Source organism: Salmonella sp. NW884 (assembly GCF_051700745.1).
GTDB classification, from domain to species: Bacteria; Pseudomonadota; Gammaproteobacteria; order Enterobacterales; family Enterobacteriaceae; genus Salmonella; species Salmonella enterica.
Genome location: NZ_JAMMDE010000002.1, coordinates 96,309 through 122,387 on the forward strand (window position 1 = coordinate 96,309; position 26,079 = coordinate 122,387).

At 51.6% G+C, this 26,079-nt stretch carries 27 protein-coding genes; 10 read left to right on the top strand and 17 right to left on the bottom strand.

Going from position 1 to position 26,079, the window contains the following annotated elements; all coding sequences use genetic code 11:
- Positions 1-186, bottom strand: a 186-nt coding sequence (locus NA197_RS04870) for a hypothetical protein (RefSeq protein WP_001550575.1), incomplete at its 3' end; no start/stop codon positions are given.
- An 829-nt stretch (positions 187-1,015) separates the two neighbouring features.
- On the opposite strand from NA197_RS04870, the gene tdcA reads away from it, so the two are divergent.
- The 8 genes from tdcA (at position 1,016) to NA197_RS04910 (ending at position 12,411) form a co-directional block, all read left to right on the top strand.
- A complete protein-coding gene (gene tdcA, locus NA197_RS04875) occupies positions 1,016-1,954 on the top strand; it encodes a transcriptional regulator TdcA (protein WP_001094907.1) in 939 nt (312 codons plus the stop codon).
- A gap of 96 nt (positions 1,955-2,050) precedes the next feature.
- On the top strand, positions 2,051-3,040 hold the full coding sequence (gene tdcB / locus NA197_RS04880; protein ID WP_000548368.1) for a bifunctional threonine ammonia-lyase/L-serine ammonia-lyase TdcB: 990 nt from the start codon (positions 2,051-2,053) through the stop codon (positions 3,038-3,040).
- Positions 3,041-3,060: 20 nt separating this feature from the next.
- On the top strand, positions 3,061-4,392 hold the full coding sequence (tdcC, locus tag NA197_RS04885) for a threonine/serine transporter TdcC (protein ID WP_000108129.1): 1,332 nt from the start codon (positions 3,061-3,063) through the stop codon (positions 4,390-4,392).
- Between the two features lie 66 nt (positions 4,393-4,458).
- Positions 4,459-5,667, top strand: coding sequence for a propionate kinase (gene tdcD / locus NA197_RS04890; RefSeq protein ID WP_001001857.1), 1,209 nt, complete (start codon positions 4,459-4,461; stop codon positions 5,665-5,667).
- Positions 5,668-5,700: 33 nt separating this feature from the next.
- Positions 5,701-7,995: a formate C-acetyltransferase gene (gene pflB, locus NA197_RS04895; protein WP_000867323.1), complete on the top strand. Its 2,295-nt coding sequence runs from the start codon at positions 5,701-5,703 to the stop codon at positions 7,993-7,995.
- A gap of 69 nt (positions 7,996-8,064) precedes the next feature.
- On the top strand, positions 8,065-9,429 hold the full coding sequence (tdcG, locus tag NA197_RS04900) for an L-serine ammonia-lyase (RefSeq protein ID WP_000622084.1): 1,365 nt from the start codon (positions 8,065-8,067) through the stop codon (positions 9,427-9,429).
- Positions 9,430-9,743: 314 nt separating this feature from the next.
- A complete protein-coding gene (locus NA197_RS04905) occupies positions 9,744-11,075 on the top strand; it encodes an amino acid permease (protein WP_000443189.1) in 1,332 nt (443 codons plus the stop codon).
- 25 nt (positions 11,076-11,100) lie between these two features.
- Positions 11,101-12,411, top strand: a complete 1,311-nt coding sequence (locus NA197_RS04910) for an L-cysteine desulfidase family protein (protein ID WP_058116087.1) — start codon at positions 11,101-11,103, stop codon at positions 12,409-12,411.
- Positions 12,412-12,523: 112 nt separating this feature from the next.
- Here the strand turns inward: NA197_RS04910 and NA197_RS04915 are convergent, their stop codons facing one another.
- The gene (locus NA197_RS04915; protein ID WP_000039327.1) at positions 12,524-12,688 is read right to left on the bottom strand and encodes a hypothetical protein; all 165 of its coding nucleotides are present in this window, start codon (positions 12,686-12,688) and stop codon (positions 12,524-12,526) included.
- Between the two features lie 23 nt (positions 12,689-12,711).
- Positions 12,712-13,413 (bottom strand): pirin family protein, encoded by a 702-nt coding sequence (locus NA197_RS04920; protein ID WP_000633552.1) that lies wholly within the window; start codon positions 13,411-13,413, stop codon positions 12,712-12,714.
- Between the two features lie 104 nt (positions 13,414-13,517).
- Between NA197_RS04920 and yhaJ the strand changes: the two genes are divergently transcribed.
- Positions 13,518-14,414, top strand: a complete 897-nt coding sequence (gene yhaJ / locus NA197_RS04925; RefSeq protein WP_001041026.1) for a DNA-binding transcriptional regulator YhaJ — start codon at positions 13,518-13,520, stop codon at positions 14,412-14,414.
- 38 nt (positions 14,415-14,452) lie between these two features.
- Here the strand turns inward: yhaJ and NA197_RS04930 are convergent, their stop codons facing one another.
- From NA197_RS04930 to NA197_RS04995, 14 genes are all read right to left on the bottom strand, one after another.
- On the bottom strand, positions 14,453-14,818 hold the full coding sequence (locus tag NA197_RS04930) for a DUF805 domain-containing protein (protein WP_000384139.1): 366 nt from the start codon (positions 14,816-14,818) through the stop codon (positions 14,453-14,455).
- A gap of 123 nt (positions 14,819-14,941) precedes the next feature.
- Positions 14,942-15,928 (bottom strand): glutathione S-transferase family protein, encoded by a 987-nt coding sequence (locus NA197_RS04935; protein WP_000531162.1) that lies wholly within the window; start codon positions 15,926-15,928, stop codon positions 14,942-14,944.
- Positions 15,929-15,995: 67 nt separating this feature from the next.
- Positions 15,996-16,388: a DoxX family protein gene (locus NA197_RS04940; RefSeq protein ID WP_001592732.1), complete on the bottom strand. Its 393-nt coding sequence runs from the start codon at positions 16,386-16,388 to the stop codon at positions 15,996-15,998.
- A 247-nt stretch (positions 16,389-16,635) separates the two neighbouring features.
- On the bottom strand, positions 16,636-16,935 hold the full coding sequence (locus tag NA197_RS04945) for a YqjK-like family protein (protein WP_000095496.1): 300 nt from the start codon (positions 16,933-16,935) through the stop codon (positions 16,636-16,638).
- The gene (locus NA197_RS04950; protein WP_000785626.1) at positions 16,932-17,330 is read right to left on the bottom strand and encodes a phage holin family protein; all 399 of its coding nucleotides are present in this window, start codon (positions 17,328-17,330) and stop codon (positions 16,932-16,934) included. Before NA197_RS04950 ends, NA197_RS04945 begins: the two co-directional genes overlap by 4 nt.
- 2 nt (positions 17,331-17,332) lie before the next feature.
- Positions 17,333-17,638, bottom strand: a complete 306-nt coding sequence (locus NA197_RS04955; RefSeq protein WP_000031219.1) for a DUF883 family protein — start codon at positions 17,636-17,638, stop codon at positions 17,333-17,335.
- Between the two features lie 41 nt (positions 17,639-17,679).
- On the bottom strand, positions 17,680-18,048 hold the full coding sequence (locus NA197_RS04960; protein ID WP_000877297.1) for a DUF1090 domain-containing protein: 369 nt from the start codon (positions 18,046-18,048) through the stop codon (positions 17,680-17,682).
- A gap of 144 nt (positions 18,049-18,192) precedes the next feature.
- Complete coding sequence (gene mzrA, locus NA197_RS04965) at positions 18,193-18,576, bottom strand: EnvZ/OmpR regulon moderator MzrA (RefSeq protein ID WP_000917516.1); 384 nt, start codon at positions 18,574-18,576, stop codon at positions 18,193-18,195.
- Between the two features lie 3 nt (positions 18,577-18,579).
- Positions 18,580-19,242 carry a DedA family general envelope maintenance protein YqjA gene (yqjA, locus tag NA197_RS04970; protein ID WP_000422141.1) on the bottom strand — a complete coding sequence of 221 codons (663 nt, stop codon included), beginning with the start codon at positions 19,240-19,242 and terminating at the stop codon, positions 18,580-18,582.
- A gap of 449 nt (positions 19,243-19,691) precedes the next feature.
- Positions 19,692-20,936, bottom strand: a complete 1,245-nt coding sequence (gene sstT / locus NA197_RS04975; RefSeq protein WP_000235363.1) for a serine/threonine transporter SstT — start codon at positions 20,934-20,936, stop codon at positions 19,692-19,694.
- 254 nt (positions 20,937-21,190) lie between these two features.
- A complete protein-coding gene (locus NA197_RS04980; RefSeq protein WP_001098833.1) occupies positions 21,191-22,159 on the bottom strand; it encodes a TerC family protein in 969 nt (322 codons plus the stop codon).
- A 269-nt stretch (positions 22,160-22,428) separates the two neighbouring features.
- On the bottom strand, positions 22,429-23,427 hold the full coding sequence (locus NA197_RS04985) for a Gfo/Idh/MocA family protein (RefSeq protein WP_000617687.1): 999 nt from the start codon (positions 23,425-23,427) through the stop codon (positions 22,429-22,431).
- Positions 23,428-23,515: 88 nt separating this feature from the next.
- Positions 23,516-24,208, bottom strand: coding sequence for a SanA/YdcF family protein (locus tag NA197_RS04990; protein ID WP_064042831.1), 693 nt, complete (start codon positions 24,206-24,208; stop codon positions 23,516-23,518).
- A 151-nt stretch (positions 24,209-24,359) separates the two neighbouring features.
- Positions 24,360-24,857: a M48 metallopeptidase family protein gene (locus NA197_RS04995; RefSeq protein ID WP_000202966.1), complete on the bottom strand. Its 498-nt coding sequence runs from the start codon at positions 24,855-24,857 to the stop codon at positions 24,360-24,362.
- Positions 24,858-24,942: 85 nt separating this feature from the next.
- Here NA197_RS04995 and rlmG point away from each other — a divergent pair, with 85 nt between their 5' ends.
- Positions 24,943-26,079 carry a 23S rRNA (guanine(1835)-N(2))-methyltransferase RlmG gene (rlmG, locus tag NA197_RS05000; protein ID WP_064042832.1) on the top strand — a complete coding sequence of 379 codons (1,137 nt, stop codon included), beginning with the start codon at positions 24,943-24,945 and terminating at the stop codon, positions 26,077-26,079.

Genomic DNA, 26,079 nt, shown 5'->3' on the forward strand with positions numbered 1-26,079 from the left:
TGCTTTTACAGGGCGGCAGGATGAATGACTGTCCACGACGCTATACCCAAAAGAAAGCGGCTTATCGGTCAGTTTCACTTCTTCATAAAACCCGCTTCGGCGGGTTTTTGCTTTTACAGGGCGACAGGATGAATGACTGTCCACGACACTATACCCAAAAGAAAGCGGCTTATCGGTCAGTTTCACCTCTTCATAAAACCCGTCCGTGTAAGCTGGCGGGGTTTTGCTTTTACAGGGCGGCAGGATGAATGACTGTCCACGACGCTATACCCAAAAGAAAGCGGCTTATCGGTCAGTTTCATCTCTTCATAAAACCCGCTTCGGCGGGTTTTTGCTTATCAGGCCGGTGAAGGGTATAGAGGTTGCAGAAGACGCCAGCGTCACTATCCGGCAATTAATTGACAGCCGTGGTGACATAATATTATTCGTTTTTGTGATGAGAAACACAAAACGCTATGGATTGCTCTCTTTTTAGTTGAAGTGAAAAGCAATCGATTTCTTTCACAAAATTACATCCTGAAAAACAGCAAGAAAGCGGTGTAAATTATTTGTTGTAAATGAAAATTAAATGTATGAAATATTTTGGTTAAAATTTTATTAAATGTTTCTTTACAAACAAATAAGGTAAAAAAATGTGACGCGTAACGGTTTTTAAGCGCATTTACCTTCGGTTTATACTTAAATTTGAGAAATTACGTTTTAAATTTAATGCTGGAATTGTCGATAAAATGTCCCGTAATTGATTGAAATATCGTCTTCATGGGATGTCGAAAATAGGAGGTAAAATAGACTGGTTATCGCCATAATATATCGTTATCCCGACCCTGTTTTTTGATTGAAATCAGACTAAGTTGCTGTTTTATTTTTGTAACTCATTGAAGTAATAGGCTTTCTTTATTTAATAAAGACCATGTAAAAATTGCGGTAAGTTAATTTGTGAGTGGTCGCACATAACCTTTAAGATTTAATTTGCTACACTTCCTGCCGTTCACAATGTTATTTCAGAGCGGTAGATATGAATACTCTTGTTCTCCCTAAAACACAGCATTTGGTGGTCTTTCAGGAAGTCATTAGAAGTGGTTCTATCGGTTCTGCCGCAAAATCGTTAGGGTTAACCCAGCCCGCCGTCAGTAAAATCATTAGCGATGTTGAGGCCTATTTTGGCGTTGAGCTAATTGTACGTAAAAATACCGGCGTTACGTTGACCGAAGCGGGACAGGTACTGCTTTCCTGGTCTGAATCTATCACCCGCGAAATGAAAAACATGATCAACGAGATGAACAGTATGACGTGCAATACCGTTGTCGACGTCTCGTTTGGCTTTCCTTCGCTGATTGGCTTTACCTTCATGTCCGATATGATTCATAAGTTCAAAGAGGTATTTCCAAAAGCGCAGGTATCCATGTACGAAGCCCAGCTCTCTTCATTCCTGCCGGCCCTGCGCGACGGGCGGCTGGACTTTGCTATCGGTACGCTCAGTAATGAAATGCAGCTACAGGATCTGCATGTCGAGCCGCTGTTTGAATCAGAGTTTGTCCTGGTAGCCAGCAAGTCCCGAACGTGCACCGGCACCATCACACTGGAATCGTTAAAGGACGAACAGTGGGTGTTGCCGCAAACGAATATGGGCTACTACAGCGAATTACTCACCACTCTACAACGAAATGGCATCAGCATCGAAAACATTGTTAAAACAGATTCCGTTGTCACAATATATAATCTTGTTCTCAATGCTGATTTCTTAACTGTTATTCCCTGCGATATGACCACGCCTTTTGGCTCTAATCAATTTATCACGATACCAATCAAAGACACGTTACCCGTCGCACGTTATGCGGCGGTATGGTCTAAAAATTATCGTATCAAAAAAGCCGCTTCAGTATTAGTAGAATTGGCTAAACAATATTCATCATATAATGGATGCAGACGCAGGCAGTTAATAGAAATTGAATGATATGGAATAAGCATATTTAGCGAAATTGACGCCACCTGTTTCTTTTGAACAGTGGGCAACGGTAACTTATTTTAATACCCAGGTTAAGAGGTTATAATGCACATTACATACGATCTCCCGGTTGCAATTGAAGATATCCTCGAAGCGAAAAAAAGACTGGCGGGGAAGATATATAAAACGGGAATGCCTCGCTCTAACTATTTTAGTGAACGTTGCAAAGGCGAAATATTTCTCAAGTTTGAAAATATGCAGCGTACGGGTTCATTTAAAATTCGTGGCGCTTTTAACAAACTTAGCTCGTTAACGGAGGCGGAAAAACGTAAAGGCGTCGTGGCCTGTTCCGCAGGTAATCATGCACAGGGCGTTTCTCTTTCTTGCGCAATGCTGGGTATTGACGGCAAAGTCGTGATGCCGAAGGGCGCGCCAAAGTCAAAAGTGGCGGCCACCTGTGATTATTCGGCGGAAGTGGTGCTCCACGGTGACAACTTCAATGACACCATTGCTAAGGTGAGTGAAATTGTCGAAACCGAAGGCCGCATTTTTATTCCGCCTTACGACGATCCAAAAGTCATTGCCGGGCAGGGCACTATTGGTCTGGAAATTATGGAAGATCTGTACGATGTCGATAATGTCATCGTGCCTATTGGCGGTGGTGGTTTAATTGCAGGTATTGCCATTGCGATTAAATCGATTAACCCGACCATTAAAGTTATCGGCGTACAGGCCGAAAATGTTCACGGTATGGCGGCGTCTTATTACGCTGGCGAAATAACCACGCACCGAACGACCGGCACCCTGGCGGATGGTTGTGATGTCTCCCGCCCGGGTAATTTAACCTATGAAATTGTTCGTGAATTAGTCGATGACATTGTCCTGGTTAGCGAAGATGAAATTCGTAACAGCATGATCGCTTTAATTCAGCGCAATAAGGTTATTACTGAAGGCGCTGGCGCTCTGGCTTGCGCCGCACTATTAAGCGGGAAATTAGATAGCCATATTCAGAACAGAAAAACGGTCAGTATTATTTCTGGCGGCAATATCGATCTTTCTCGTGTATCACAAATTACGGGTTTAGTTGACGCTTAATCTTTTCGTGAGGATAGGATATGAGTACTACTGATAGCATTGTATCCAGCCAGGCAAAACAGTCGTCATGGCGTAAATCGGACACGACGTGGACGCTGGGTTTATTTGGTACCGCCATTGGCGCCGGGGTGCTGTTTTTCCCTATCCGCGCCGGGTTTGGCGGGCTTATCCCCATTCTGCTGATGCTGGTTTTAGCTTACCCCATTGCGTTCTATTGTCACCGGGCGCTGGCGCGTCTGTGTTTATCCGGATCTAATCCGTCCGGCAATATTACGGAAACGGTCGAAGAGCACTTTGGTAAAACGGGCGGGGTAGTTATCACGTTCCTTTACTTCTTTGCGATTTGCCCGCTGCTGTGGATTTATGGCGTCACCATTACTAACACGTTCATGACGTTTTGGGAAAATCAGCTGCAGATGCCAGCGTTGAATCGCGGTTTCGTGGCGCTGTTCTTGCTGCTGCTGATGGCCTTTGTGATCTGGTTTGGTAAAGATCTGATGGTTAAGGTGATGAGTTACCTGGTATGGCCGTTTATCGCCAGTCTGGTGCTAATCTCATTATCGCTGATTCCTTACTGGAACTCGGCGGTTATCGATCAGGTTGATCTCAGTAATATCGCGCTGACCGGGCACGATGGCATACTGGTTACGGTGTGGCTGGGCATCTCTATCATGGTGTTCTCCTTTAACTTTTCGCCCATCGTCTCTTCCTTCGTGGTGTCTAAGCGTGAAGAGTATGAGAAAGAGTTTGGCCGCGAATTTACCGAGCGTAAATGTTCACAGATCATCTCGCGCGCCAGTATGCTGATGGTCGCCGTGGTGATGTTCTTCGCCTTTAGCTGTCTGTTTACGCTCTCCCCGCAGAACATGGCGGATGCGAAAGCGCAGAACATTCCGGTACTTTCCTACCTGGCTAACCATTTCGCCTCTTTGTCGGGGACAAAATCTACTTTTGCAACGGTGCTGGAGTATGGCGCGTCTATCATCGCGCTGGTTGCTATTTTCAAATCTTTCTTCGGTCACTACCTGGGGACGCTGGAAGGGCTGAACGGCCTGGTGCTGAAATTTGGTTATAAAGGCGATAAAACCAAAGTCTCTATGGGCAAGCTTAACACCATCAGCATGATCTTCATTATGGGGTCTACCTGGGTCGTAGCTTACGCAAACCCGAACATTCTGGACCTGATTGAAGCGATGGGCGCGCCGATTATCGCCTCGCTGTTATGCCTGCTGCCGATGTACGCCATTCGTAAAGCGCCGTCGCTGGCGAAGTACCGTGGTCGTCTGGATAACGTGTTCGTCACCCTGATTGGTCTGCTGACCATCCTGAATATTGTCTACAAATTGTTCTAATCCTCACGTTTAGCCTGCGTTCCGCCCCAGGGCGCGGACGCAGGCTGACATCGACGGAGGCACTACATGAATGAATTTCCGGTCGTTCTGGTCATTAATTGCGGCTCATCTTCTATCAAATTCTCTGTACTGGATGTCGCTACCTGTGATGTTTTAATGGCGGGAATAGCAGATGGAATGAATACTGAAAACGCCTTTTTATCTATTAATGGCGATAAGCCGATAAACCTCGCGCACTCTAATTATGAGGACGCGTTAAAAGCCATTGCCTTTGAGCTGGAAAAACGTGATTTAACGGATAGCGTGGCATTAATTGGCCACCGTATCGCGCACGGTGGAGAGCTATTTACGCAGTCCGTCATTATTACCGATGAGATTATCGATAATATTCGTCGGGTATCACCTTTAGCGCCGCTGCATAATTACGCTAATTTAAGCGGCATTGACGCGGCGCGGCGCCTTTTCCCGGCCGTGCGTCAGGTGGCGGTATTTGATACCAGTTTCCACCAGACGCTGGCGCCGGAAGCCTATTTATACGGATTGCCGTGGGAATATTTTTCCAGCCTGGGTGTGCGTCGCTACGGCTTTCACGGTACGTCGCATCGCTATGTTTCGCGGCGCGCGTATGAACTGCTTGACCTCGATGAAAAAAACTCGGGTCTGATTGTCGCGCATCTGGGCAATGGGGCGTCTATCTGCGCGGTACGCAATGGTCAGAGCGTGGATACCTCAATGGGGATGACGCCGCTTGAGGGGCTGATGATGGGCACTCGCAGTGGCGACGTTGATTTCGGCGCGATGGCGTGGATAGCCAAAGAAACCGGGCAGACGTTGAGCGATCTGGAGCGAGTGGTGAATAAAGAGTCCGGTTTGCTCGGCATCTCCGGGTTGTCATCCGACCTTAGAGTCCTGGAAAAAGCCTGGCACGAAGGACATGAGCGCGCCCGGTTAGCGATAAAAACGTTTGTCCACCGTATCGCCCGTCACATTGCCGGACACGCGGCATCGTTACATCGGCTGGATGGCATTATTTTTACCGGTGGTATTGGTGAAAATTCAGTATTAATTCGCCAGTTGGTAATTGAACATCTGGGCGTACTGGGGCTTACGTTAGACGTTGAAATGAATAAGCAGCCGAATTCTCACGGCGAGCGCATTATTTCCGCTAACCCTTCTCAGGTTATTTGCGCTGTTATTCCCACGAATGAAGAGAAAATGATTGCCCTTGATGCCATTCATTTAGGCAACGTGAAAGCACCAGTGGAATTTGCATAACTTAACGGCTGTTCTGTAGAGAGATTATTTTTCATGAAGGTAAATATCGATACCAGCGATATGCTGTATGCCGAAGCATGGCGTGATTTTAAAGGTACGGACTGGAAAGAAGAAATTAATGTCCGTGATTTTATTCAGCATAACTATACGCCCTATGAGGGGGATGAATCTTTTCTCGCCGACGCGACGCCAGCGACCACAGCGTTGTGGGAAAAGGTGATGGCGGGAATACGTATCGAGAACGCGACCCATGCGCCGGTGGATTTCGATACCAACATCGCGACGACGATTACCGCGCACGATGCGGGGTATATTGAAAAAGAGCTGGAAAAAATCGTCGGTTTACAAACGGATAAGCCGCTTAAACGCGCTTTGCATCCGTTTGGCGGCGTTAACATGATCAAAAGTTCATTCCACGCTTATGGCCGCGAAATGGACGCCGATTTTGAATATACCTTTACCGATCTGCGGAAAACCCATAATCAGGGTGTATTCGATGTTTACTCGCCGGATATGCTGCGCTGCCGTAAATCCGGCGTATTAACCGGTTTGCCGGATGGTTATGGTCGCGGGCGCATTATTGGCGATTATCGTCGCGTCGCGCTGTATGGCATCCGTTATCTGGTGCGCGAACGCGAGCTGCAATTCGCCGATCTGCAGTCGAATCTGGAGCAGGGACAGAATCTTGAGGCGACGATTCGCCTGCGTGAGGAGTTGGCGGAGCATCGTCGCGCGCTGCTGCAAATGCAGGAGATGGCGGCGAAATACGGCTACGATATCTCCCGCCCGGCGCGGAACGCGCAGGAAGCGGTACAGTGGCTCTACTTCGCTTATCTGGCGGCGGTAAAATCGCAAAATGGCGGTGCAATGTCGCTGGGAAGAACCGCCTCGTTCCTTGATATCTACATTGAGCGCGATTTCAACGCGGGCCTTCTGACAGAGCAGCAGGCGCAGGAACTGATCGACCATTTCATCATGAAGATCCGCATGGTGCGCTTCCTGCGCACGCCGGAATTTGATTCGCTCTTTTCCGGCGATCCGATCTGGGCCACCGAAGTTATTGGCGGGATGGGGCTTGATGGCCGCACGCTGGTGACGAAGAACTCTTTCCGTTATCTGCATACCCTGCACACGATGGGGCCAGCGCCGGAGCCGAACCTGACCATACTGTGGTCAGAAGCGTTGCCGGTGGCATTCAAGAAATATGCTGCGCAGGTCTCCATCGTGACCTCATCTTTGCAGTATGAAAACGACGATTTAATGCGTACCGACTTTAACAGCGACGATTATGCTATCGCTTGTTGCGTCAGCCCGATGGTCATCGGTAAGCAGATGCAGTTCTTCGGCGCGCGCGCCAACCTTGCCAAAACGTTGCTGTACGCTATCAATGGCGGCGTTGACGAGAAACTGAAAATCCAGGTTGGGCCGAAAACCGCGCCGTTAACGGATGAGGTGCTGGATTATGACGCAGTAATGGAGAGCCTCGACCATTTTATGGACTGGCTGGCGGTGCAGTACATTAGCGCGCTGAACATCATTCACTACATGCACGATAAGTACAGCTATGAAGCTTCGCTGATGGCGCTGCACGACCGTGATGTGTATCGGACGATGGCGTGCGGCATCGCCGGACTGTCGGTGGCGGCGGATTCCCTGTCCGCTATCAGGTACGCTCAGGTGAAGCCGATCCGCGACGAAAACGGCCTTGCCATCGACTTTGCTATTGAAGGCGAGTATCCGCAGTACGGCAACAACGATGAGCGCGTGGACAGCATCGCCTGCGACCTGGTGAAACGCTTTATGCAAAAAATTAGCGTGTTGCCGACGTATCGCAATGCGGTGCCGACGCAGTCCATTTTGACCATCACCTCGAACGTCGTGTACGGGCAGAAGACCGGCAATACGCCGGATGGACGCCGCGCCGGAACGCCGTTCGCGCCGGGGGCGAACCCGATGCATGGTCGTGACCGCAAAGGGGCGGTGGCCTCGCTGACGTCGGTGGCGAAACTGCCGTTTACCTACGCCAAAGACGGTATTTCGTACACCTTCTCGATTGTGCCTGCGGCGCTCGGGAAAGAAGATGCGGTGCGGAAAACCAATCTTGTCGGCCTGCTGGACGGTTATTTCCATCATGAAGCACAGGTAGAAGGCGGGCAGCATCTGAACGTCAATGTCATGAACCGTGAAATGTTGCTGGATGCGATTGAACATCCGGAAAACTACCCGAACCTGACGATCCGCGTTTCCGGCTATGCCGTGCGCTTCAATGCGCTGACGCGTGAACAGCAACAGGACGTTATTTCGCGCACCTTTACTCAGGCGATGTAACGTGAACGGGGCGATCGTGTGGATCGCCCCGCGACGGATCTTCACTGAACGGTAATCTTAGGGGGAGATATGATTAGCGCATTTGATATTTTTAAGATTGGCATTGGACCTTCAAGCTCCCATACCGTAGGGCCAATGAATGCAGGAAAATGTTTTATCGATCGGCTGATCGACAGCGGCGACCTGCCGCGAACGACGCGCATCACGGTTGATCTTTACGGATCGCTATCGCTGACGGGCAAAGGCCACGCGACCGATACCGCCGTCATTATGGGCCTGGCGGGCAATACGCCGCAGGATGTCAATATTGATAGCATTCCGGCGTTTATCCAGGAGGTTGCCCGCAGCAGCCGTTTATCGGTGGCGGGTGGCGCGCATGTGGTGGATTTTCCCGTCGCCGACAGTATTCTCTTTCACGCTGAAACCCTGGCGCGCCATGAAAACGGTATGCGTATTACCGCCTGGAACGGACAAGCGCCGCTTTTACACAAAACGTATTACTCTATTGGCGGCGGCTTTATTGTCGAAGAGGAACGCTTTGGTCAGTCGCACGACGTAGAAAAATCGGTGCCGTATGATTTTCATTCCGCCAGCGAGCTGTTGACGCTGTGTGAAAGACAGGGGCTCTCGGTTTCCGGCCTGATGATGCAAAATGAACTGGCGTTGCGGAGCAAAGAGCAGATTGACGCTGGCTTTGCCCGCATCTGGCAAGTGATGGCGACCGGAATTGAACGTGGCATGAATACTGAGGGCGTGCTGCCGGGGCCGCTGAACGTTCCACGCCGCGCGGTAGCGTTACGGCGTCTGCTGGTCTCCAGCGATAATCTCTCCCGCGATCCGATGAACGTTATTGACTGGATTAACATGTTCGCCCTGGCCGTGAGCGAAGAGAACGCGGCGGGCGGGCGAGTGGTCACCGCGCCGACCAACGGCGCGTGCGGCATTATTCCTGCGGTGCTGGCCTATTACGACAAATTCCGTCGTCCGGTCAATGCCAACTCTATCGCCCGTTATCTGTTGTCGGCGGGGGCAATTGGCATGCTGTACAAGATGAACGCCTCGATATCCGGCGCGGAAGTGGGGTGTCAGGGCGAGGTTGGCGTCGCGTGTTCGATGGCGGCGGCAGGGCTGACAGAACTGCTGGGCGGTAGCCCGGCGCAGGTCTGTATTGCGGCGGAAATTGCGATGGAGCATAACCTTGGCCTCACCTGTGACCCGGTGGCGGGTCAGGTACAAATCCCTTGTATTGAACGTAATGCGATTAACGCCGTTAAAGCGGTAAATGCGGCGCGAATGGCGCTACGCCGTACCTCTGAACCGCGGGTTTCGCTCGATAAAGTAATCGAAACCATGTACGAAACGGGTAAAGACATGAACGACAAATATCGCGAGACGTCGCGCGGCGGTCTGGCGATTAAAGTCGTTTGTGGATAGGCCTGACAGGCGCAGAGTGAGCAGGCTATGGGATAACGCAGAAGACAGAAGCTGAGAAAAGGGCGCACCAAAGTGCGCCCTTTTTTGTTGTGATACGCGTCAAATAGAGAAAAAAACAATATTAAATAAATAGTAAATAGAAAATAATTCTTAACCCACAATAAATGCAGGCGTTTTATTGGTAAGTTTTTCTCTTATCGTGCGCGTATGATTTTCTTATTACAAGAAAGTACCTGCACCTCACGTTCTGCATATCGCCTTGCTGCGGCACGAAAAATAAAAAAACCTCTACCTACACATTGAGCGAGAATTCTATGGAATCGGCTAGTAATACCAGCGTAATCCTCGACGCATCAGCCCCGGCGCGTCGGGCAGGGATGACAGAAAGCGAATGGCGTGAAGCCATCAAATTTGATAGTACCGACACCGGTTGGGTTATTATGAGTATCGGGATGGCGATCGGCGCAGGGATCGTTTTTCTTCCTGTCCAGGTTGGCCTGATGGGACTTTGGGTCTTTTTACTCTCTTCTATTATTGGCTATCCGGCCATGTACCTGTTCCAGCGGCTGTTTATTAATACGCTGGCGGAATCCCCGGAATGTAAAGACTACCCCAGCGTGATCAGCGGCTATCTGGGCAAAAACTGGGGTATTTTATTAGGCGCGCTGTACTTTGTGATGCTCGTCATCTGGATGTTCGTCTATTCTACGGCGATTACTAACGACAGCGCCTCTTATCTGCATACTTTCGGCGTAACGGAAGGATTGCTTTCCGATAGTCCATTTTATGGTCTGGTGCTGATCTGCATACTGGTAGCGATTTCCTCACGCGGTGAAAAATTACTGTTCAAAATCTCCACCGGCATGGTGCTGACCAAGCTACTGGTAGTGGCGGCGCTGGGCGTCTCTATGGTGGGTATGTGGCATCTGTATAACATTGGCGCGCTGCCGCCGATGGCCCTGCTGATTAAAAACGCCATTATTACCCTGCCATTTACGCTGACCTCGATTTTATTTATCCAGACGTTAAGCCCAATGGTGATCTCTTACCGTTCACGCGAAAAATCTATTGAGGTCGCACGCCATAAAGCGCTGCGCGCCATGAATATCGCGTTTGGCGTCCTGTTCGTTACCGTCTTTTTCTATGCGGTTTCCTTCACCCTGGCGATGGGGCATGACGAAGCGGTGAAAGCCTACGAGCAGAATATTTCCGCCCTGGCGATCGCCGCGCAATTTATTAGCGGCGATGGCGCTGGCTGGGTCAAAGTGGTTAGCGTAATTCTGAACATCTTTGCCGTCATGACCGCCTTCTTTGGTGTTTATTTAGGATTCCGCGAAGCGACGCAAGGCATTGTGATGAATATCCTGCGCCGCAAAATGCCCGCCGAGAAGATTAAGGAAAATCTGGTACAGCGCGGCATTATGATTTTCGCTATTTTGCTGGCCTGGAGCGCCATTGTGCTCAACGCGCCGGTACTGAGCTTCACCTCTATTTGTAGCCCTATCTTCGGTATGGTGGGCTGTTTAATTCCGGCATGGTTGGTCTACAAGGTTCCCGCATTGCACAAATATAAAGGCGCTTCGTTGTACCTGATTATTATTACCGGTCTGCTGCTATGCGTTTCTCCGTTCCTGGCATTCTCTTGATATACCTGAGATTAAGGTTGTTGTTATGTTTGAATCTAAAATAAATCCATTGTGGCAAAGTTTTATCCTGGCCGTACAGGAAGAAGTAAAACCGGCGCTGGGGTGTACTGAGCCAATTTCACTGGCGCTGGCGGCAGCGGCGGCGGCGGCTGAACTTGACGGCACTGTTGAACGCATTGACGCATGGGTTTCGCCCAATCTGATGAAAAATGGTATGGGCGTTACCGTTCCAGGAACGGGAATGGTAGGGCTACCGATCGCCGCGGCGCTGGGCGCATTGGGCGGTGATGCGAAAGCCGGGTTGGAGGTGTTAAAAGACGCTTCCGCTAAAGCCGTTGCCGATGCAAAAGCGATGCTGGCCGCCGGACATGTCGCAGTGATGTTGCAGGAGCCATGTAACGATATCCTGTTTTCACGGGCGAAAGTGTATAGCGGCGATAGCTGGGCATGTGTCACGATCGTCGGCGATCATACAAATATTGTGCGGATAGAAACCGACAAGGGCGTGGTATTTACCCAGGCCGATAATGCGCAGGAAGAAGAAAAAACCTCGCCACTGGGAGTGCTGTCTCATACCTCGCTGGAAGAGATCCTGGCGTTTGTGAATGCGGTGCCCTTTGACGCTATTCGCTTTATTCTCGATGCGGCCAGGCTAAACGGCGCGTTGTCGCAGGAGGGACTGCGTGGTTCCTGGGGGCTGCATATTGGTTCGACGCTGGCCAAACAGTGCGATCGCGGTCTGCTGGCGAAAGATCTCTCCACGGCGATTTTGATCCGTACCAGCGCGGCGTCAGACGCCAGAATGGGCGGCGCCACGTTGCCCGCGATGAGCAACTCCGGCTCCGGCAACCAGGGGATTACCGCCACGGTGCCAGTCATGGTGGTTGCTGAACATGTCGGCGCCGATGACGAACGCCTGGCGCGCGCGCTAATGTTATCGCATTTGAGCGCTATCTATATTCACTATCAGCTTCCGCGTTTGTCGGCGCTGTGCGCGGCAACCACGGCGGCGATGGGCGCGGCGGCGGGTATGGCGTGGCTGATAGATGGTCGTTATGACACTATCGCAATGGCTATCAGCAGTATGATCGGCGATGTCAGCGGGATGATTTGCGATGGCGCGTCGAATAGCTGCGCGATGAAAGTCTCTACCAGCGCGTCGGCGGCGTGGAAAGCCGTACTGATGGCGTTGGATGATACGGCGGTGACCGGAAACGAAGGGATTGTGGCGCACAATGTCGAACAATCTATTTCGAATTTGTGTTCGCTGGCGTGTCGCTCAATGCAGCAGACAGACAAGCAGATCATCGAGATTATGGCCAGTAAAGCGCATTAATAATAACGCCCCGGCATGTCGTCGGGGCAGCGTGCTGCCCGATGGCGCTGCGCTTATCGGGTCTACCTGTTATCAGCCGGAGCGGGCGCTTGCGCCGCCATCCGGCATGATTTCAGGCTGCGGCCTCTTCTTCTGCCAGCCGGGCTTCGGCGTCCGCCACGATGGCTTCCAGTTCGGTTAGCATCTCTTCATAGCCCAGCGGCACAGTAGCGCTCATCGTCTCCTGTACGGCAGGTTTTACCACGGGCTGACGTTTCTTCGCCGATTTTTTGCTCATCTTGCGACTCCTTTTCTGGCTGGCTACACCGGTAAATCTACCAGTAATGCGCGCAGCGGCGTATCGGCAACCAGCGTAATGTTAGGTTCATCACGAATAAATGCGCCATCTCCGCAGGTTAATGCCTCGCGTTCTTCGTTGTGCGTCATCGCGTGGAACGTACCGTGAATCGACTGCAAATAGGCGCGCGGCCCGTGAAGCTGGAAGTTAAGCGATTCGCCTTTCTCCAGCGTAATATGATGTACCCAGACCTGTTGGCGCAGTTGTAAGCTGTTTTGCTCACCGTCGGGCGAGGCAAGAAGCTGTTGTTGCGCCGTCGAGAGTGGGATTTTTTGTACCAGCGCGTTTTCCCGTTCAGGACAGGCGTCAAGCCACAGTTGCATTCGGGTTAACGGCTTAACTTTGCTGAGATTATGTTCGCTGTAGCTAATGCCCGGCTGCGCGGCGAGCAGCAACGCTTCGCCCGCTTTAGCCTGTACATGGTTGCCGTCGCTGTCGCGGTATTCCGCTTCGCCGTCCAGAATCAGGTTTAAAATATCCACCTTTGGATAAGTTCGAGGCTGAAAAGAGGCGCCCGGCGCCAGCACTTCCTGGTTCAGTACGCGCAACGACGCGTAGCCCAGCAGTGTAGGGTCGAAGTAGTGTCCAAAGGAGAAGGTATAGCGGGCCTGTAACCATCCATAGTCTGCCTGTCCACATTGTTTGGCGGTTCGGGTCGTAATCATCGTTATTAACCTCTCTTTACTTCCTTTTATGTTAAGGGGCTGGACGCTGCATTGTTAGCCAGATATTCTGCCCGGTATGTTCAAATTTCCTGAATGAGAACGTTATGGCTAAAGAGAGAGCGCTGACGCTTGAAGCATTGCGTGTGATGGACGCCATTGACCGTCGGGGCAGTTTTGCCGCAGCGGCTGATGAGTTGGGGCGGGTGCCCTCCGCGCTGAGTTACACCATGCAGAAGCTGGAAGAAGAGTTGGACGTTGTACTGTTCGATCGCTCCGGCCATCGTACAAAATTCACCAACGTCGGACGTATGCTGCTGGAACGCGGGCGGGTATTGCTGGAAGCGGCAGACAAGTTAACGACGGATGCTGAAGCGTTGGCCCGCGGTTGGGAAACGCATCTGACGCTGGTCACTGAAGCTCTGGTACCAACGCCTGCTTTTTTTCCGCTGATCGACCGGCTGGCCGCTAAAGCCAATACGCAGCTTTCATTGATTACCGAAGTACTGGCTGGCGCATGGGAGCGGCTTGAGCAGGGACGGGCGGATATCGTTATCGCCCCGGATATGCATTTTCGATCGTCGTCGGAAATTAACTCCCGTAAGTTGTATACGTTAATGAATGTGTATGTCGCCGCGCCTGACCACCCTATTCATCAGGAGCCGGAGCCGCTTTCGGAAGTGACGCGGGTTAAATACCGCGGCGTAGCGGTAGCGGATACCGCGCGCGAGCGGCCGGTATTAACGGTGCAACTGCTGGATAAGCAGCCACGTCTGACGGTAAGCACGATTGAAGATAAACGTCAGGCGCTGCTGGCCGGGCTTGGCGTCGCGACTATGCCATATTCGATGGTGGAACAGGATATTGCCGAAGGGCGGCTACGCGTGGTCAGCCCGGAATCGACCAGCGAAATCGATATTATTATGGCCTGGCGGCGCGACAGTATGGGGGAGGCAAAAGCCTGGTGCCTGCGGGAAATACCTAAGCTATTCGCCGGAAAATAAATAGCGCGCGGCGCTTTAAAAGCGGCGCCGCGCCGCCATCAGGAAAAACGTTTCGGATCGGGGCCGAAGCGGTTGTCGCCCGGCGTACCATTCTGGCAGTTGAACGCGATGATGATAAGCCAGCCGATAATGGGGATAAGTAGCAACAGTAGCCACCATGCGGAGCGGTCAGTGTCATGCAGACGACGGAACTGCACGGCCCACCACGGTAAAAAGATCAGAACGCCGTAAATGGTGGTCAGAACGCCTTCACCCCCGGCGCGTTGCCAGCCAAGCATGGCGTCCAGCAGGCCCAACACAAAGGTAAAGATGATATTGACCAGAATAAACATCCAGTACTCTTTGCGTCGCGCGCGGCCGCCAAATCCCAGATAATTTTTTAAAACCTTTAAATACCAATCCATTTTCGCCTCAATAATGGTTCAATCACTTGTTTTTAAAGTAATCAAACTAAGAATAGCCGCGAATGGAATGTTGGTAAATATTTGTGGTATTTATTAATAAGGCGTCCCGGAGGACGCCTGAAATTAGCCAAAGCGCACGTCGCGCCCGTGAGGTTCGAGCAGATCCTGCCACGGTCCGATAGAAATGATACCTGTGGGGTTAATCGTTTTATGGCTACGGAAATAGTGGTGACGAATATGATCAAGATTAACGGTTTCAGCAATGCCCGGTATTTGATAGATATCGCGCAGGAAACCGTACAGATTCAGGTAGTCGCTGATTCGGTATTTGTCGCATTTGAAATGAGTCACGTAAACCGGATCAAAGCGTACCAGGGTCGTCCATAAGCGGATATCCGCCTCGGTCAACTGGTCCCCCGTCAGATAGCGGTGCTGTCCGAGAATCTGTTCCAGGCGCGCCAGCGCAGTAAATACCTTTTCTACCGCTTCATCATACGCTTGCTGGCTGGTGGCGAAGCCTGCTTTATAAACGCCGTTATTAACGTTGTCATAAATCCAGCCGTTTAACTCGTCAATTTTGCTTTGCAGCGCGGGGGGATAGTAATCCCCGGCTTTAGCGCCCAGCCCATCGAAAGCGGAGTTAAACATACGAATGATTTCGGCGGACTCGTTGCTGACGATAGTATGATTTTTTTTATCCCATAAGACCGGCACGGTGACGCGGCCGCTGTAGTGTGGATCGGCGTGCAGATACAACTGGTAGAGAAATTCATGCTGATAGAGGGTATCGCCGGTGGCCGCCGGAAAAGTATCATCAAACGTCCAGCCGTTTTCCAGCATCAATGGATTCACGACAGAAACCGGAATAAACGGCTCCAGACCTTTCAGTTTACGGAAAATGAGCGTGCGATGCGCCCAGGGGCAGGCAAGGGAAACGTACAGATGGTAACGATCTTTTTCTGCGGCGAATCCGCCTTCGCCGGAAGGTCCGGGCGCGCCGTCAGCGGTAAGCCAGTTGCGGAAAGCCGACGCTGAACGCTGAAATTTCCCCCCGGAAGATTTGGTGTCATACCAGGTATCGTGCCAGACGCCATCGATCAGTTGTCCCATGTTTCTCTCCTTCAGATGACAAAAGCGAGGCGCTATTCCCTCGCTTTTTTAATTGAGTATAGATTGCTTACCACTTTTTATTCAGCAGACGGTCAAGGCTGAACGCGCCAGGCCCGGTTAACGCCAGTAATAAGAATCCGCCGGCAATGGTCAGGTTTTTCATAAACATCAGCGAGTTTACACCTTCTGCAAAATTGCTATGGAAGATCAATGCCGTCAGCAACGTAAAACCAGCGGTGAAAAGCGCAGTGGTGCGGGTGAGGAACCCCAGCAGAATCGCCAGACCGCCGCCGAACTCAAGCAGTATGGTGAGCGGCAGCAGGAATCCTGGTACGCCCATCGCTTCCATATACTGCTGTGTGCCCGCATAGCCGCTAATTTTTCCCCATCCTGCGGTAATAAATAGAACTGGCATTAAAATACGCGCTATCAGTACACCAACATCTTCTAATTTTTTCATTTTATTCTCCAGGGGGCCGATTCGGCGGTGGCTGCTATTTTCATGAGAAATGACGCGGTTTGGCGCATCATTGTTATCGCTGGAGAGAATCATAAACGTGGCGTACAGGAATTGTTAGCAAGGAAAATTGCCAAATTTTTTCAAAAAATTTGAGTGATTGCTAAAGAGACGATATGCATAAAAGTATCGCGCCACCAGGGGTAATCGGGTGATAACCTGATGGCGCGATGCTATAAAAGAAAAGATATTAACCGCGGAGCTGTTGTTGACGGAGGGTAGTTTTTACCAGGCGCCAGGCGCTCCAGATACCCAGGCCGCGTTTCGCCCAGCGTACCAACATATTAGGATGACGGATGGTCCAGATGGCCATTACGCTGCTACCGACCAGCGCCCAGGAGCGCAGGCTTAACACCGTATTCCAGCCGCGATCGTACGCGCCGGTGGTCTCCAGCCAGTCGCGACGGCTGGCGGACAGATCCAGCCGTTGCTGCTGGATCTGACTGAGAAGCAGCGCTTTACGTTTTTCGCGTTCGCCTTTGCTGCTCACGACTGATCGTCCTCCAGAATTTGCCGATCGTTAGCCAGTTCGTGCCGCGTATGGCGCAATAGCGTGGACTGACGCGCTTTGCGCAAAGTCCAGATGCCGCCGATTAGCGCAAGCACTAACAGCACAACAGTGGTAGCGATCATCGCGTTCAAACGGTACTGAGGATCGATAGCCCAGATGACCAGAACCATCAGGCTCATTAAGCCAAACGCCGCGAAGAGCATGGTAAGACCTACCATCAGCAAAAGCTGAAAGAGGTTCGCTTTCTCTTCTTCCAGTTCTACTACCGCCAGTCGCAGCCGGGTTTCCACCATTTCAACGATAATGGTGACAATCCGCTGCCCGATACCCAGTACGCTTTTGCCTGGTCCTTGTGCCTGTCGAGAATCCGCCATAATTAACGACGCGTCAGCAGTACGCCCAACACCAGACCGACAGCGGCGCCAATGCCTACGCCTGTCCAGGGATTTTCGCGCACATAATCATCGGCACGGGCGGCGGCGACGCGAGTCTGTTTGGCAATCACATCACCCGTTTCGCCCAGGCGGTAACGGCTCTCTTTCAGCGCGCGCTCGGCTTTGCTACGAATCTTACTCAACTCTTCTTTCGACTTTTCGCCCGAAGAGCTCAGCACTTCTTCAAGCGTATCGGTCAGGGATTTCAACTCAGCGCGCAGATGTTCCGTAGTGTTATCTTTCGACATAGTTTTCTCCAAGTGAGTGAGTATTTACATTCGGCGTTAATTTAGTAGTCTCTGGCCTCAAGTTTTTTTAGCTCATCCTGAGCCTCGGCCAGCTTACGTTCACGTTTGTCTATTTTATCCGCATCGCCTTTTGCTTTTGCCTCGGCTAAATCACGTTGGCGTTCGGCTACCTCTTCTTTTTGCTCAGCGATCTTTTTCTGATGCTCGGCGCGCAGCTTGCTGTCAGTACAATTGGCGCGTACTTCGCTGAGCGCCTTGTTCAGACCCTCAATACGGCGCTGATTGTTGTGCTTTTCAGCGTAGCTAATTTCCTTTTGTATATCCTGCTCTTTTTCCTGACAAAGCGAATTAGCGTAGCTACCGGCGCTAAGTGTAAAAAGCGTGATAGCCAAAGCGATGCGGTATTTCATTCCTGAACTTTCCCTTATGTTCGGACCCGTTGTCCGGGGCGGTGATCCCGATAATAACGCGGTGGGTTAAACACCGCTTTATTAATCATAGTCATTAAACAATGAAATCACCAAAGTGAGTGATATGATTCGGATTCCTGGAGATTAGCCAAAGCGGTGTGAGCTTTCCCGTAAGCGGGACAGCCACTGTACCGTTTCGTTGTCATCGTCCTGCTGAGCGACGACATAACCGTGTGGTAACGTTTGATCAAGCACTGTTTTTGCTGCGGCGCTTTGCGCAGGGGAATCGAAGGTAATGAGCAACATGTCATTTTTAGGCGTAATGCTTTTAAAATGAATGCCGTTCGCATCCAGATGATGCAGAACTGAGAAGCCGTCTGGCATACTGGCGCCCTGGTTAACCGCGCGAATGGCCAGCGTCGACTCTTGCTGACGCAGCGTTGACCACGTCATCATGAGTATGGTCAGCATCAGTAGAAAAGCGCTGATCCAAATGAGTTGTCGGGCAGTTATGCGTGGTTTAAGCATAAGTTATCCCCGGCTCCCATACTTCTTTTTCCACAGCATGACCAGTGAACCCGCCAGGCCAAAAAAGAGCAGCACCACGGGCAGCAGCATCAGGCATGACATTAACTGATCTTCATACTTCATAAAGACGGGCGTTTTGCCCAGCAGATAGCCCAGCGACGTCAGGATAAGCACCCACAACAAGCCGCTCATCCAGTTGAAGAACTGAAAGCGCGCGTTATTCAGACCGGATATGCCGGCAATGGTGGGCAGCAGCGTTCTGACAAACGCGATAAAACGGCCTATCAATAGTGCCGACAGGCCGTGTTTATGGAAAAGGTGATGGGCGCGTTGATGATAATGTGCGGGGAGATGAGAGAGCCAGTTTTGCACGGTGCGGGTATTCCCCAGCCAGCGGCCCTGAATATAGCTGACCCAGCAACCCAGGCTGGCCGCGACGGTAAGCAGCAAAATGGTTTGTGGAAAACCCATCGCGCCTTTGGCGATCAGCACGCCGACCAGGATCAACAGGCTGTCGCCAGGCAAAAAGGCGGCAGGGAGCAGCCCATTTTCCAGAAACAAAATCATAAATAACACAAAATATAACATGCCAATCATGGAAGGATTGGCCAGTGTTTCAAAGTCCTGAGCCCACAGGGCATTCAGCAATTGAGTCAGTAGTTCCATTCAGTATTCCTGGAGAATCGGTTAACGTCACGCCGGTGATCTGAGGTTTGCACTGCCGCAACAGAGTTGGAGTTTTTATCAGCGTTGCGGAAACGGCAAATTCGCGGCCTGAACTATTCCTTGTTAAGTTGTGAAGTAAGCAAGCACTAACACACAAAAATTCAAAATGCATCTAATTGTAACAAAGGTCAACGAAGTCCGTTATAGAAATTACGCGTCGTTGAGCTTTGATTTTGCTTATCGCAAAGGAGGGTGGCGAGAGGATTTACACAGGCTGACACTTTATACTGTACGCTGACCGAGCGCCGCGGCAGACGCCATCTACATATAACGTTACGCGAGGATGTCGCGCGTGAACATCAATTCGCTTTCCGTCACAGTCTATGGATTGGGAGATTCAGATCTATCGTCACGCCGGATGGCACGCGCCATCCGGCATCGATAATCACTTAGCTACGCAAGGCATTATTCGCCAGACGTTCGTCCTCTGCCTGGCAGGCTGCCGCAGTGAACAGAACATCGGTAGACGAGTTCAGCGCCGTTTCACACGAATCCTGCAATACGCCGATAATAAAGCCGACCGCTACTACCTGCATCGCGATATCGTTCGGGATGCCAAACATGTTGCACGCCAGCGGGATCAGCAGCAATGAACCGCCTGCCACGCCGGAGGCGCCGCAAGCACACAGCGAGGCCACCACGCTCAGCAGCAGCGCTGTAGGCAGATCCACCGGGACGCCTAACGTATGGACTGCCGCCAACGTCAGAACCGTAATGGTAATTGCCGCGCCGGCCATATTGATGGTGGCGCCCAGCGGAATGGAAACGGAGTAAGTATCCCTGTCCAGATTCAGCTTTTCGCACAGCGCCATATTCACTGGAATATTGGCGGCAGAGCTGCGGGTAAAGAAGGCATAAACGCCGCTTTCACGCAGGCAGGCGAACACCAGCGGATAAGGGTTGCGACGAATTTTCCAGAATACCAACAGCGGGTTGACCACCAGCGCGACCAGCAGCATACAGCCAATCAAGACGACCAGCAGGTGCGCATAGCCCCACAGGGTGGAGAAGCCGGTGGTTGCAAGCGTTGATGAAACCAGACCAAAAATACCGACTGGCGCGAAACGGATCACCAGTTTCACCATAAAGGTCACGGCGTTAGACATATCGTTCACGAGGTTTTTGGTGGTTTCATTGCCATGACGCAGGGCAAATCCCAGACCGACGGCCCACACCAGAATCCCGATATAGTTAGCGTTCAGCAGCGCGTCGATGGGGTTCGACACCATGCTCATCAGCAGACCGCGCAGGACTTCTACAATGCCGGACGGCGGCACGATATCCTGGGCGCTACTGGACAGATGCAGCGTTGAAGGGAAGGCGAAGCTGAACACAACGGCCGCCAGCGCGGCTGAAAAGGTGCCTAGCAGGTAAAGAAAGAGAATAGGGCGAATATTGGTTTTTTGGCCGTGCTGGTGGTTGGCGATCGAGGCCATTACCAGCATCAGCACCAGAACGGGGGCGACCGCTTTTAAGGCGCCGACGAACAGGGTGCCAAGCAAGCCAACCGCTTCTGCCGCAGGCTTAGAAATCCATGCCAGTAAAATCCCCAGTACCAGACCCACTAAAATTTGTTTAACCAGACTGCCTTGCGCTAAACGCTGCAGTAGCCCTGATGCTCGTTGCGTAGCCATTTCATGTTCCTTGTATTGTGTTGCTGGTCATCCCCTGCACGCTCTTACGGCGCATCTTTCAGGATGTAACAAAGTGTTTGCCTGGTTGAGTATAAGGAAAGTTGAAGGTTCGGGAAGCGAAATATCCTGGATTTTTTGCTGTGATCATGTTTTATAACTTTATATTAACAGTATTGTGACATGTTAAACAAAAACGCCCGGCAGGTGTGCGCTGCCGGGCGTTTTTGATGGGGCAGGTTTACCCCGATAAAAGATTATTGCGCTCGTAGTTTCTTATCGCGCTGATGGTTAACCCAGGCGTTAATCACCAGCGTAATGGTCAGAATGCCAAACACTACGCCCAGCGAAATCGCGATAGGAATATGGTAGAAGTCGACGATCAGCATCTTAATGCCGATAAAGACCAGAATGACCGCCAGACCATATTTCAGCATCGAGAAGCGTTCCGCCACGCCGGACAGCAGGAAGTACATCGCGCGCAGTCCTAAGATGGCAAACAGGTTAGAGGTCAGTACGATGAACGGGTCGGTGGTGACCGCAAAGATCGCCGGAATACTGTCAACGGCGAAGATCACATCGCTGAACTCAACCATAATCAGCACCAGCAGCAGCGGCGTGGCATACAGCAGGCCGTTTTTACGTACGAAAAAGTGCTCGTTCTCGATCGTATCAGTCATGCGCAGATGCCCGCGCAGCCAACGCACCATCGGTTTTTCGCCAATGCCGGATTCGTCTTCCTTCGCCAGCGCCATTTTTACGCCGGTAAACAGCAGGAAGGCACCGAACACATACAGCAGCCATTCGAACTGAGTGATAAGCCAGGTACCGGCGAAAATCATGATAGTACGCAACACGATCGCGCCAAGAACCCCATACACCAGCACCCGGCGCTGCAGAGCCGGAGGGACGGAGAAATAGCTAAACAGCATCAGCCAGACAAAGACGTTATCTACGGCCAGCGACTTTTCAATCAGATAGCCGGTAAGGAACGCTAATGCCTGCGGGTCAGCAACTTCGCGCCCTTGCGTTTCAGCCAGATACCACCAGAAAGCGGCGTTAAACAGTAGCGAGAGCGTTACCCACAGGATTGACCATCCTGCCGCTTGTTTCATCGACATAGCATGTGCGCCACGGCGTCCCTGCAACAACAGGTCGATGGATAGCATTATCACCACAACAACCGCGAATCCACCCCATAATAATGGCGTACCAACAGTATTCATTATTTCTCCCCATGCAAAAAAAAACGGCTAACGCCGAATGGCATTAGCCGCTGCTTTTATGCATAGACCTTGCCATTCGGCAAGGTCTCACTTACAACAATAAAGGAATACGCTGACGCATTCCTTTATGGCTGCCCGGTGACCGGATGTGGTTTTGCACACATCGTAATGACGATCGACCGGCAATGAAGTTACTCCCCTTTGCGCGTAACAAAGTATGACAGGCCACGCGTAGAGTCAATGACCTGTAACATATGATTTACATAATTTTACGCAGTAAGGGGATGGGTCAGATCGTCCGCCGGGAAGATGACCCCGGTTTGACGGCGTATTTCTGTCAGCCATTTTGCCGTGGCGCGACTTAGCGACAACCCCGGATGTTCCACGGCGTGGTTTTCAATAAGCTGGGCAAACGCCCCGGCTTCATACAGCATGGTATTAATATGCTGAGGCTGGGTCAGATCCTGCATCAGCGCGCCGCGCGGCGCAAAACACACTTTCTGGCATTCCGACAGCTTTTCAATGACCAGCGATCCCCTCTCGCCCTGAATTTCACTGGCCAGTACCGAGTCGCTGACTTTGGAATGCTGTAGCGTGACGCTAAAATCGCCGTAATCCATAACCACGACGCCGTGCGCATCTACTCCGCTTTCCAATAAATTCGCCGACGCCTGAACGCTGCGCGGCTCGCCCCATAGCGCGATCGCCGACGCCAGACAGTAATACCCGATATCCATAATCGAACCATTGGAGAAGGCCGGATTAAACGTATTCGGATTTTCACCGTTCAGATAGCGCTGATAACGTGAAGAGTACTGGCAGTAATTTAGTAATGCTTTATGCATTCTGCCGATTTTCGGCAACGATTCCCGCAGCAGCAGGAAATTGGGCAGGCAGGCGGTTTTAAAGGCTTCAAACAGTACCCGCTGATTATCGCGCGCGCAGGCGATAGCGGCATCAACCTCCGCCAGGTTAGAAGCCAGCGGCTTTTCGCACATGACATGTTTTTTATGCTGCAAAAAGCGCTGCGTCTGGGAGAAATGCAGGGAATTCGGGCTGGCGATATAAACCGCCTCAATCGCGTCGCTTTGCGCCATCGCTTCCAGCGAGGTAAACAGATGCTCGACGGGATAATCATTTGCGAAAGACTGCGCCTGTTCAAGACTACGGGAGTAAACGGCGGCGAGCCTGAATTTGCCGGTTTCATGGGCGGCGTCGACAAACTGGCGCGTGATCCAGTTAGTCCCAATTACAGCGAAACGTATCATAAACGTCAGCGGACTCCAGAAAGGGATTTTTCGTCAATGTAGCACGCCTTTCCGCCCTTGCCAGTGCGCTGCGACGCACTCTGGCATTTTACTGGCGAGAAGGGCACCCGTGTGCGCTATCAGCCCCAATAGTGACGCCAGCGCCCAGATATTTAGGCTGACGGTGCAAAATTTTGGCATCCAGCACCGCGCTAACCCGCGCCAGCTTTTCCCGAAGTCGTGTGTAGGTTCCGTGCCTTTTATTCAGATCCGGCGCGTTAACGCCGATAGCGTCTATGCCATATTGTTGCGCCAGCCAGATCGCCCGTTGATTATGAAATGCTTGCGAGATAATCGTAATGCGGCTTTCGCCAAACACTTTCCGGGCGCGAACCACGGAGTCCAGCGTGGAGAATCCGGCATAATCACAAAAAATGGCCGCTTCCGGCACACCTTTCGCTATCAGCGCCTGCTGCATCGCCGAAGGTTCATCGTACTCTTTTTTGCCATTATCGCCGCTGACTAACAGCCACTTCACTTTACCGGCGTGATACAACGCGGCGGCAGTATTAATCCGCCGGGTAAAATACCGATTGCCGGGTTTAGCGCCTAACACCAGCCCGACGTTGCGGGCGGGAACGGTCTGAATGTCATTCCATGTCAGATGCTGTGAGGCGTTGACGATAAGCCAGTTGGAATAGAAAAGCGCGACGCCTGCTGCGACAAGCAGAAAACACGCCACTGCTAACGCCCGGCGTGTAAAACAGAGGCGGCGGATAAAACGGGCACATTGTGAGAGCATGGTTGTTGCGCGGTTCCGTTGGCGGTGGATAAAAAATACCCTCTACAGATCGTCATCCTTGACGTGGCGGCAGGCAATGAGCGAAATGTGAACGCGCCGATTTTATGCCCACGCCGTTAAAAAGATACGGGGGAAGGGGCATTTTCAGAATTTATTGTGCCGACAGCGCCTGATGCGTCAGCCACAGTCGCGTATCAAACTCCAGTTGATGGTACTGCGGCTCCATATGGCAGCAGAGCTGATAAAACGCTTTGTTATGATCTTTCTCTTTCAGGTGCGCCAGTTCGTGAACCACAATCATTCGTAAGAATGGCTCCGGGGCGTTGCGAAACACGGTGGCGACGCGGATCTCCGCCTTTGCCTTGAGCTTGCCGCCCTGAACGCGCGAGACAGCGGTATGCAGTCCCAGCGCATTTTTCAGCACATGGATCTTGCTGTCATACATCACTTTATTGATGGGCGGCGCATTGCGCAGAAACTGACTTTTCAGTTCCTGAGTATAGTGATATAGCGCTTTGTCAGTAGCGTAATCATGCGCGCCGGGATAACGTTTTTCCAGCACCGCCCCCAGGCGCTGCTCGGCGATTAAGGCGCGTACCTGGGCAAGGAGATGTTCCGGATACCCCTGAAGGTAAGTTAGTGAGGTCATCAAAGCTCCATGTTGCCGATAAAAAGTGTATACTCACGCACCCTTTTCAGGGATAACGCCGCAATTTTACCATTCAGGAGGCCTAATGAGCCACGTAGACGACGGTTTCCGTTCACTGACGCTGAAACGTTTTCCGCAAACGGATGATGTTAACCCGCTTCTGGCGTGGGAGGCGGCCGATGAGTATCTGCTGCAACAGTTGGATGAGACGGAAATTCGCGGCCCGGTGCTGATCCTGAATGATACGTTTGGCGCGCTAAGCTGTGCGCTGGCGGAGCATTCGCCATACAATATTGGCGATTCATATTTAAGCGAACTGGGTACGCGAGAGAATTTACGCCATAACGGCATCGCGGAGTCCAGCGTAACGTTTCTCGACAGTACCGCTGACTACCCGCAGGCGCCGGGCGTGGTATTGATTAAGGTACCGAAAACGCTGGCGTTGCTGGAACAGCAGTTACGCGCTTTGCGTAAGGTCGTTACGGCGCAAACGCGTATTATCGCCGGCGCGAAAGCGCGTGATATTCATACCTCTACGCTGGAACTGTTTGAAAAAGTGCTGGGCCCAACCACGACGACGCTGGCGTGGAAGAAAGCGCGCCTGATTAACTGTACCTTCAGTCATCCGCAACTGGCCGACGCGCCGCAAACGCTAAGCTGGAAACTGGAAGATACAGGCTGGACGATTCACAACCACGCGAATGTGTTTTCTCGTACCGGATTGGATATCGGCGCGCGCTTCTTTATGCAGCATTTGCCGGAAAACCTCGACGGGGAGATTGTCGATCTCGGCTGCGGCAATGGGGTGATTGGCCTGAGCTTACTGGCGAAAAATCCGCAGGCGAACGTGGTATTTGTCGATGAATCGCCGATGGCGGTAGATTCCAGCCGTTTGAATGTAGAAACGAACCTGCCGGAAGCATTCGAACGCTGCGAATTTATGATCAACAACGCGCTCTCCGGCGTGGAGCCGTTCCGTTTTAACGCGGTGTTCTGCAATCCGCCGTTCCACCAGAAACATGCGCTGACGGATAATATCGCCTGGGAGATGTTCCATCATGCCCGCCGCTGCCTGAAAATCAACGGCGAACTGTATATTGTGGCGAACCGCCATCTGGACTATTTCCACAAGCTGAAGAAGATTTTCGGTAATTGCGCGACGATAGCAACCAACAATAAGTTTGTTATTTTGAAAGCGGTGAAGCAGGGACGCCGTCGATAA

What these genes read in the sequence shown, in the direction of transcription:
- tdcA (WP_001094907.1), top strand. Translation starts at nt 1,016, where the DNA reads ATGAATACTCTTGTTCTCCCTAAAACACAGCATTTGGTGGTCTTTCAG.
- tdcB (WP_000548368.1), top strand. Translation starts at nt 2,051, where the DNA reads ATGCACATTACATACGATCTCCCGGTTGCAATTGAAGATATCCTCGAA.
- tdcC (WP_000108129.1), top strand. Translation starts at nt 3,061, where the DNA reads ATGAGTACTACTGATAGCATTGTATCCAGCCAGGCAAAACAGTCGTCA.
- tdcD (WP_001001857.1), top strand. Translation starts at nt 4,459, where the DNA reads ATGAATGAATTTCCGGTCGTTCTGGTCATTAATTGCGGCTCATCTTCT.
- pflB (WP_000867323.1), top strand. Translation starts at nt 5,701, where the DNA reads ATGAAGGTAAATATCGATACCAGCGATATGCTGTATGCCGAAGCATGG.
- tdcG (WP_000622084.1), top strand. Translation starts at nt 8,065, where the DNA reads ATGATTAGCGCATTTGATATTTTTAAGATTGGCATTGGACCTTCAAGC.
- NA197_RS04905 (WP_000443189.1), top strand. Translation starts at nt 9,744, where the DNA reads ATGGAATCGGCTAGTAATACCAGCGTAATCCTCGACGCATCAGCCCCG.
- NA197_RS04910 (WP_058116087.1), top strand. Translation starts at nt 11,101, where the DNA reads ATGTTTGAATCTAAAATAAATCCATTGTGGCAAAGTTTTATCCTGGCC.
- NA197_RS04915 (WP_000039327.1), bottom strand. Translation starts at nt 12,688, where the DNA reads ATGAGCAAAAAATCGGCGAAGAAACGTCAGCCCGTGGTAAAACCTGCC.
- NA197_RS04920 (WP_000633552.1), bottom strand. Translation starts at nt 13,413, where the DNA reads ATGATTACGACCCGAACCGCCAAACAATGTGGACAGGCAGACTATGGA.
- yhaJ (WP_001041026.1), top strand. Translation starts at nt 13,518, where the DNA reads ATGGCTAAAGAGAGAGCGCTGACGCTTGAAGCATTGCGTGTGATGGAC.
- NA197_RS04930 (WP_000384139.1), bottom strand. Translation starts at nt 14,818, where the DNA reads ATGGATTGGTATTTAAAGGTTTTAAAAAATTATCTGGGATTTGGCGGC.
- NA197_RS04935 (WP_000531162.1), bottom strand. Translation starts at nt 15,928, where the DNA reads ATGGGACAACTGATCGATGGCGTCTGGCACGATACCTGGTATGACACC.
- NA197_RS04940 (WP_001592732.1), bottom strand. Translation starts at nt 16,388, where the DNA reads ATGAAAAAATTAGAAGATGTTGGTGTACTGATAGCGCGTATTTTAATG.
- NA197_RS04950 (WP_000785626.1), bottom strand. Translation starts at nt 17,330, where the DNA reads ATGGCGGATTCTCGACAGGCACAAGGACCAGGCAAAAGCGTACTGGGT.
- NA197_RS04955 (WP_000031219.1), bottom strand. Translation starts at nt 17,638, where the DNA reads ATGTCGAAAGATAACACTACGGAACATCTGCGCGCTGAGTTGAAATCC.
- NA197_RS04960 (WP_000877297.1), bottom strand. Translation starts at nt 18,048, where the DNA reads ATGAAATACCGCATCGCTTTGGCTATCACGCTTTTTACACTTAGCGCC.
- mzrA (WP_000917516.1), bottom strand. Translation starts at nt 18,576, where the DNA reads ATGCTTAAACCACGCATAACTGCCCGACAACTCATTTGGATCAGCGCT.
- yqjA (WP_000422141.1), bottom strand. Translation starts at nt 19,242, where the DNA reads ATGGAACTACTGACTCAATTGCTGAATGCCCTGTGGGCTCAGGACTTT.
- sstT (WP_000235363.1), bottom strand. Translation starts at nt 20,936, where the DNA reads ATGGCTACGCAACGAGCATCAGGGCTACTGCAGCGTTTAGCGCAAGGC.
- NA197_RS04980 (WP_001098833.1), bottom strand. Translation starts at nt 22,159, where the DNA reads ATGAATACTGTTGGTACGCCATTATTATGGGGTGGATTCGCGGTTGTT.
- NA197_RS04985 (WP_000617687.1), bottom strand. Translation starts at nt 23,427, where the DNA reads ATGATACGTTTCGCTGTAATTGGGACTAACTGGATCACGCGCCAGTTT.
- NA197_RS04990 (WP_064042831.1), bottom strand. Translation starts at nt 24,208, where the DNA reads ATGCTCTCACAATGTGCCCGTTTTATCCGCCGCCTCTGTTTTACACGC.
- NA197_RS04995 (WP_000202966.1), bottom strand. Translation starts at nt 24,857, where the DNA reads ATGACCTCACTAACTTACCTTCAGGGGTATCCGGAACATCTCCTTGCC.
- rlmG (WP_064042832.1), top strand. Translation starts at nt 24,943, where the DNA reads ATGAGCCACGTAGACGACGGTTTCCGTTCACTGACGCTGAAACGTTTT.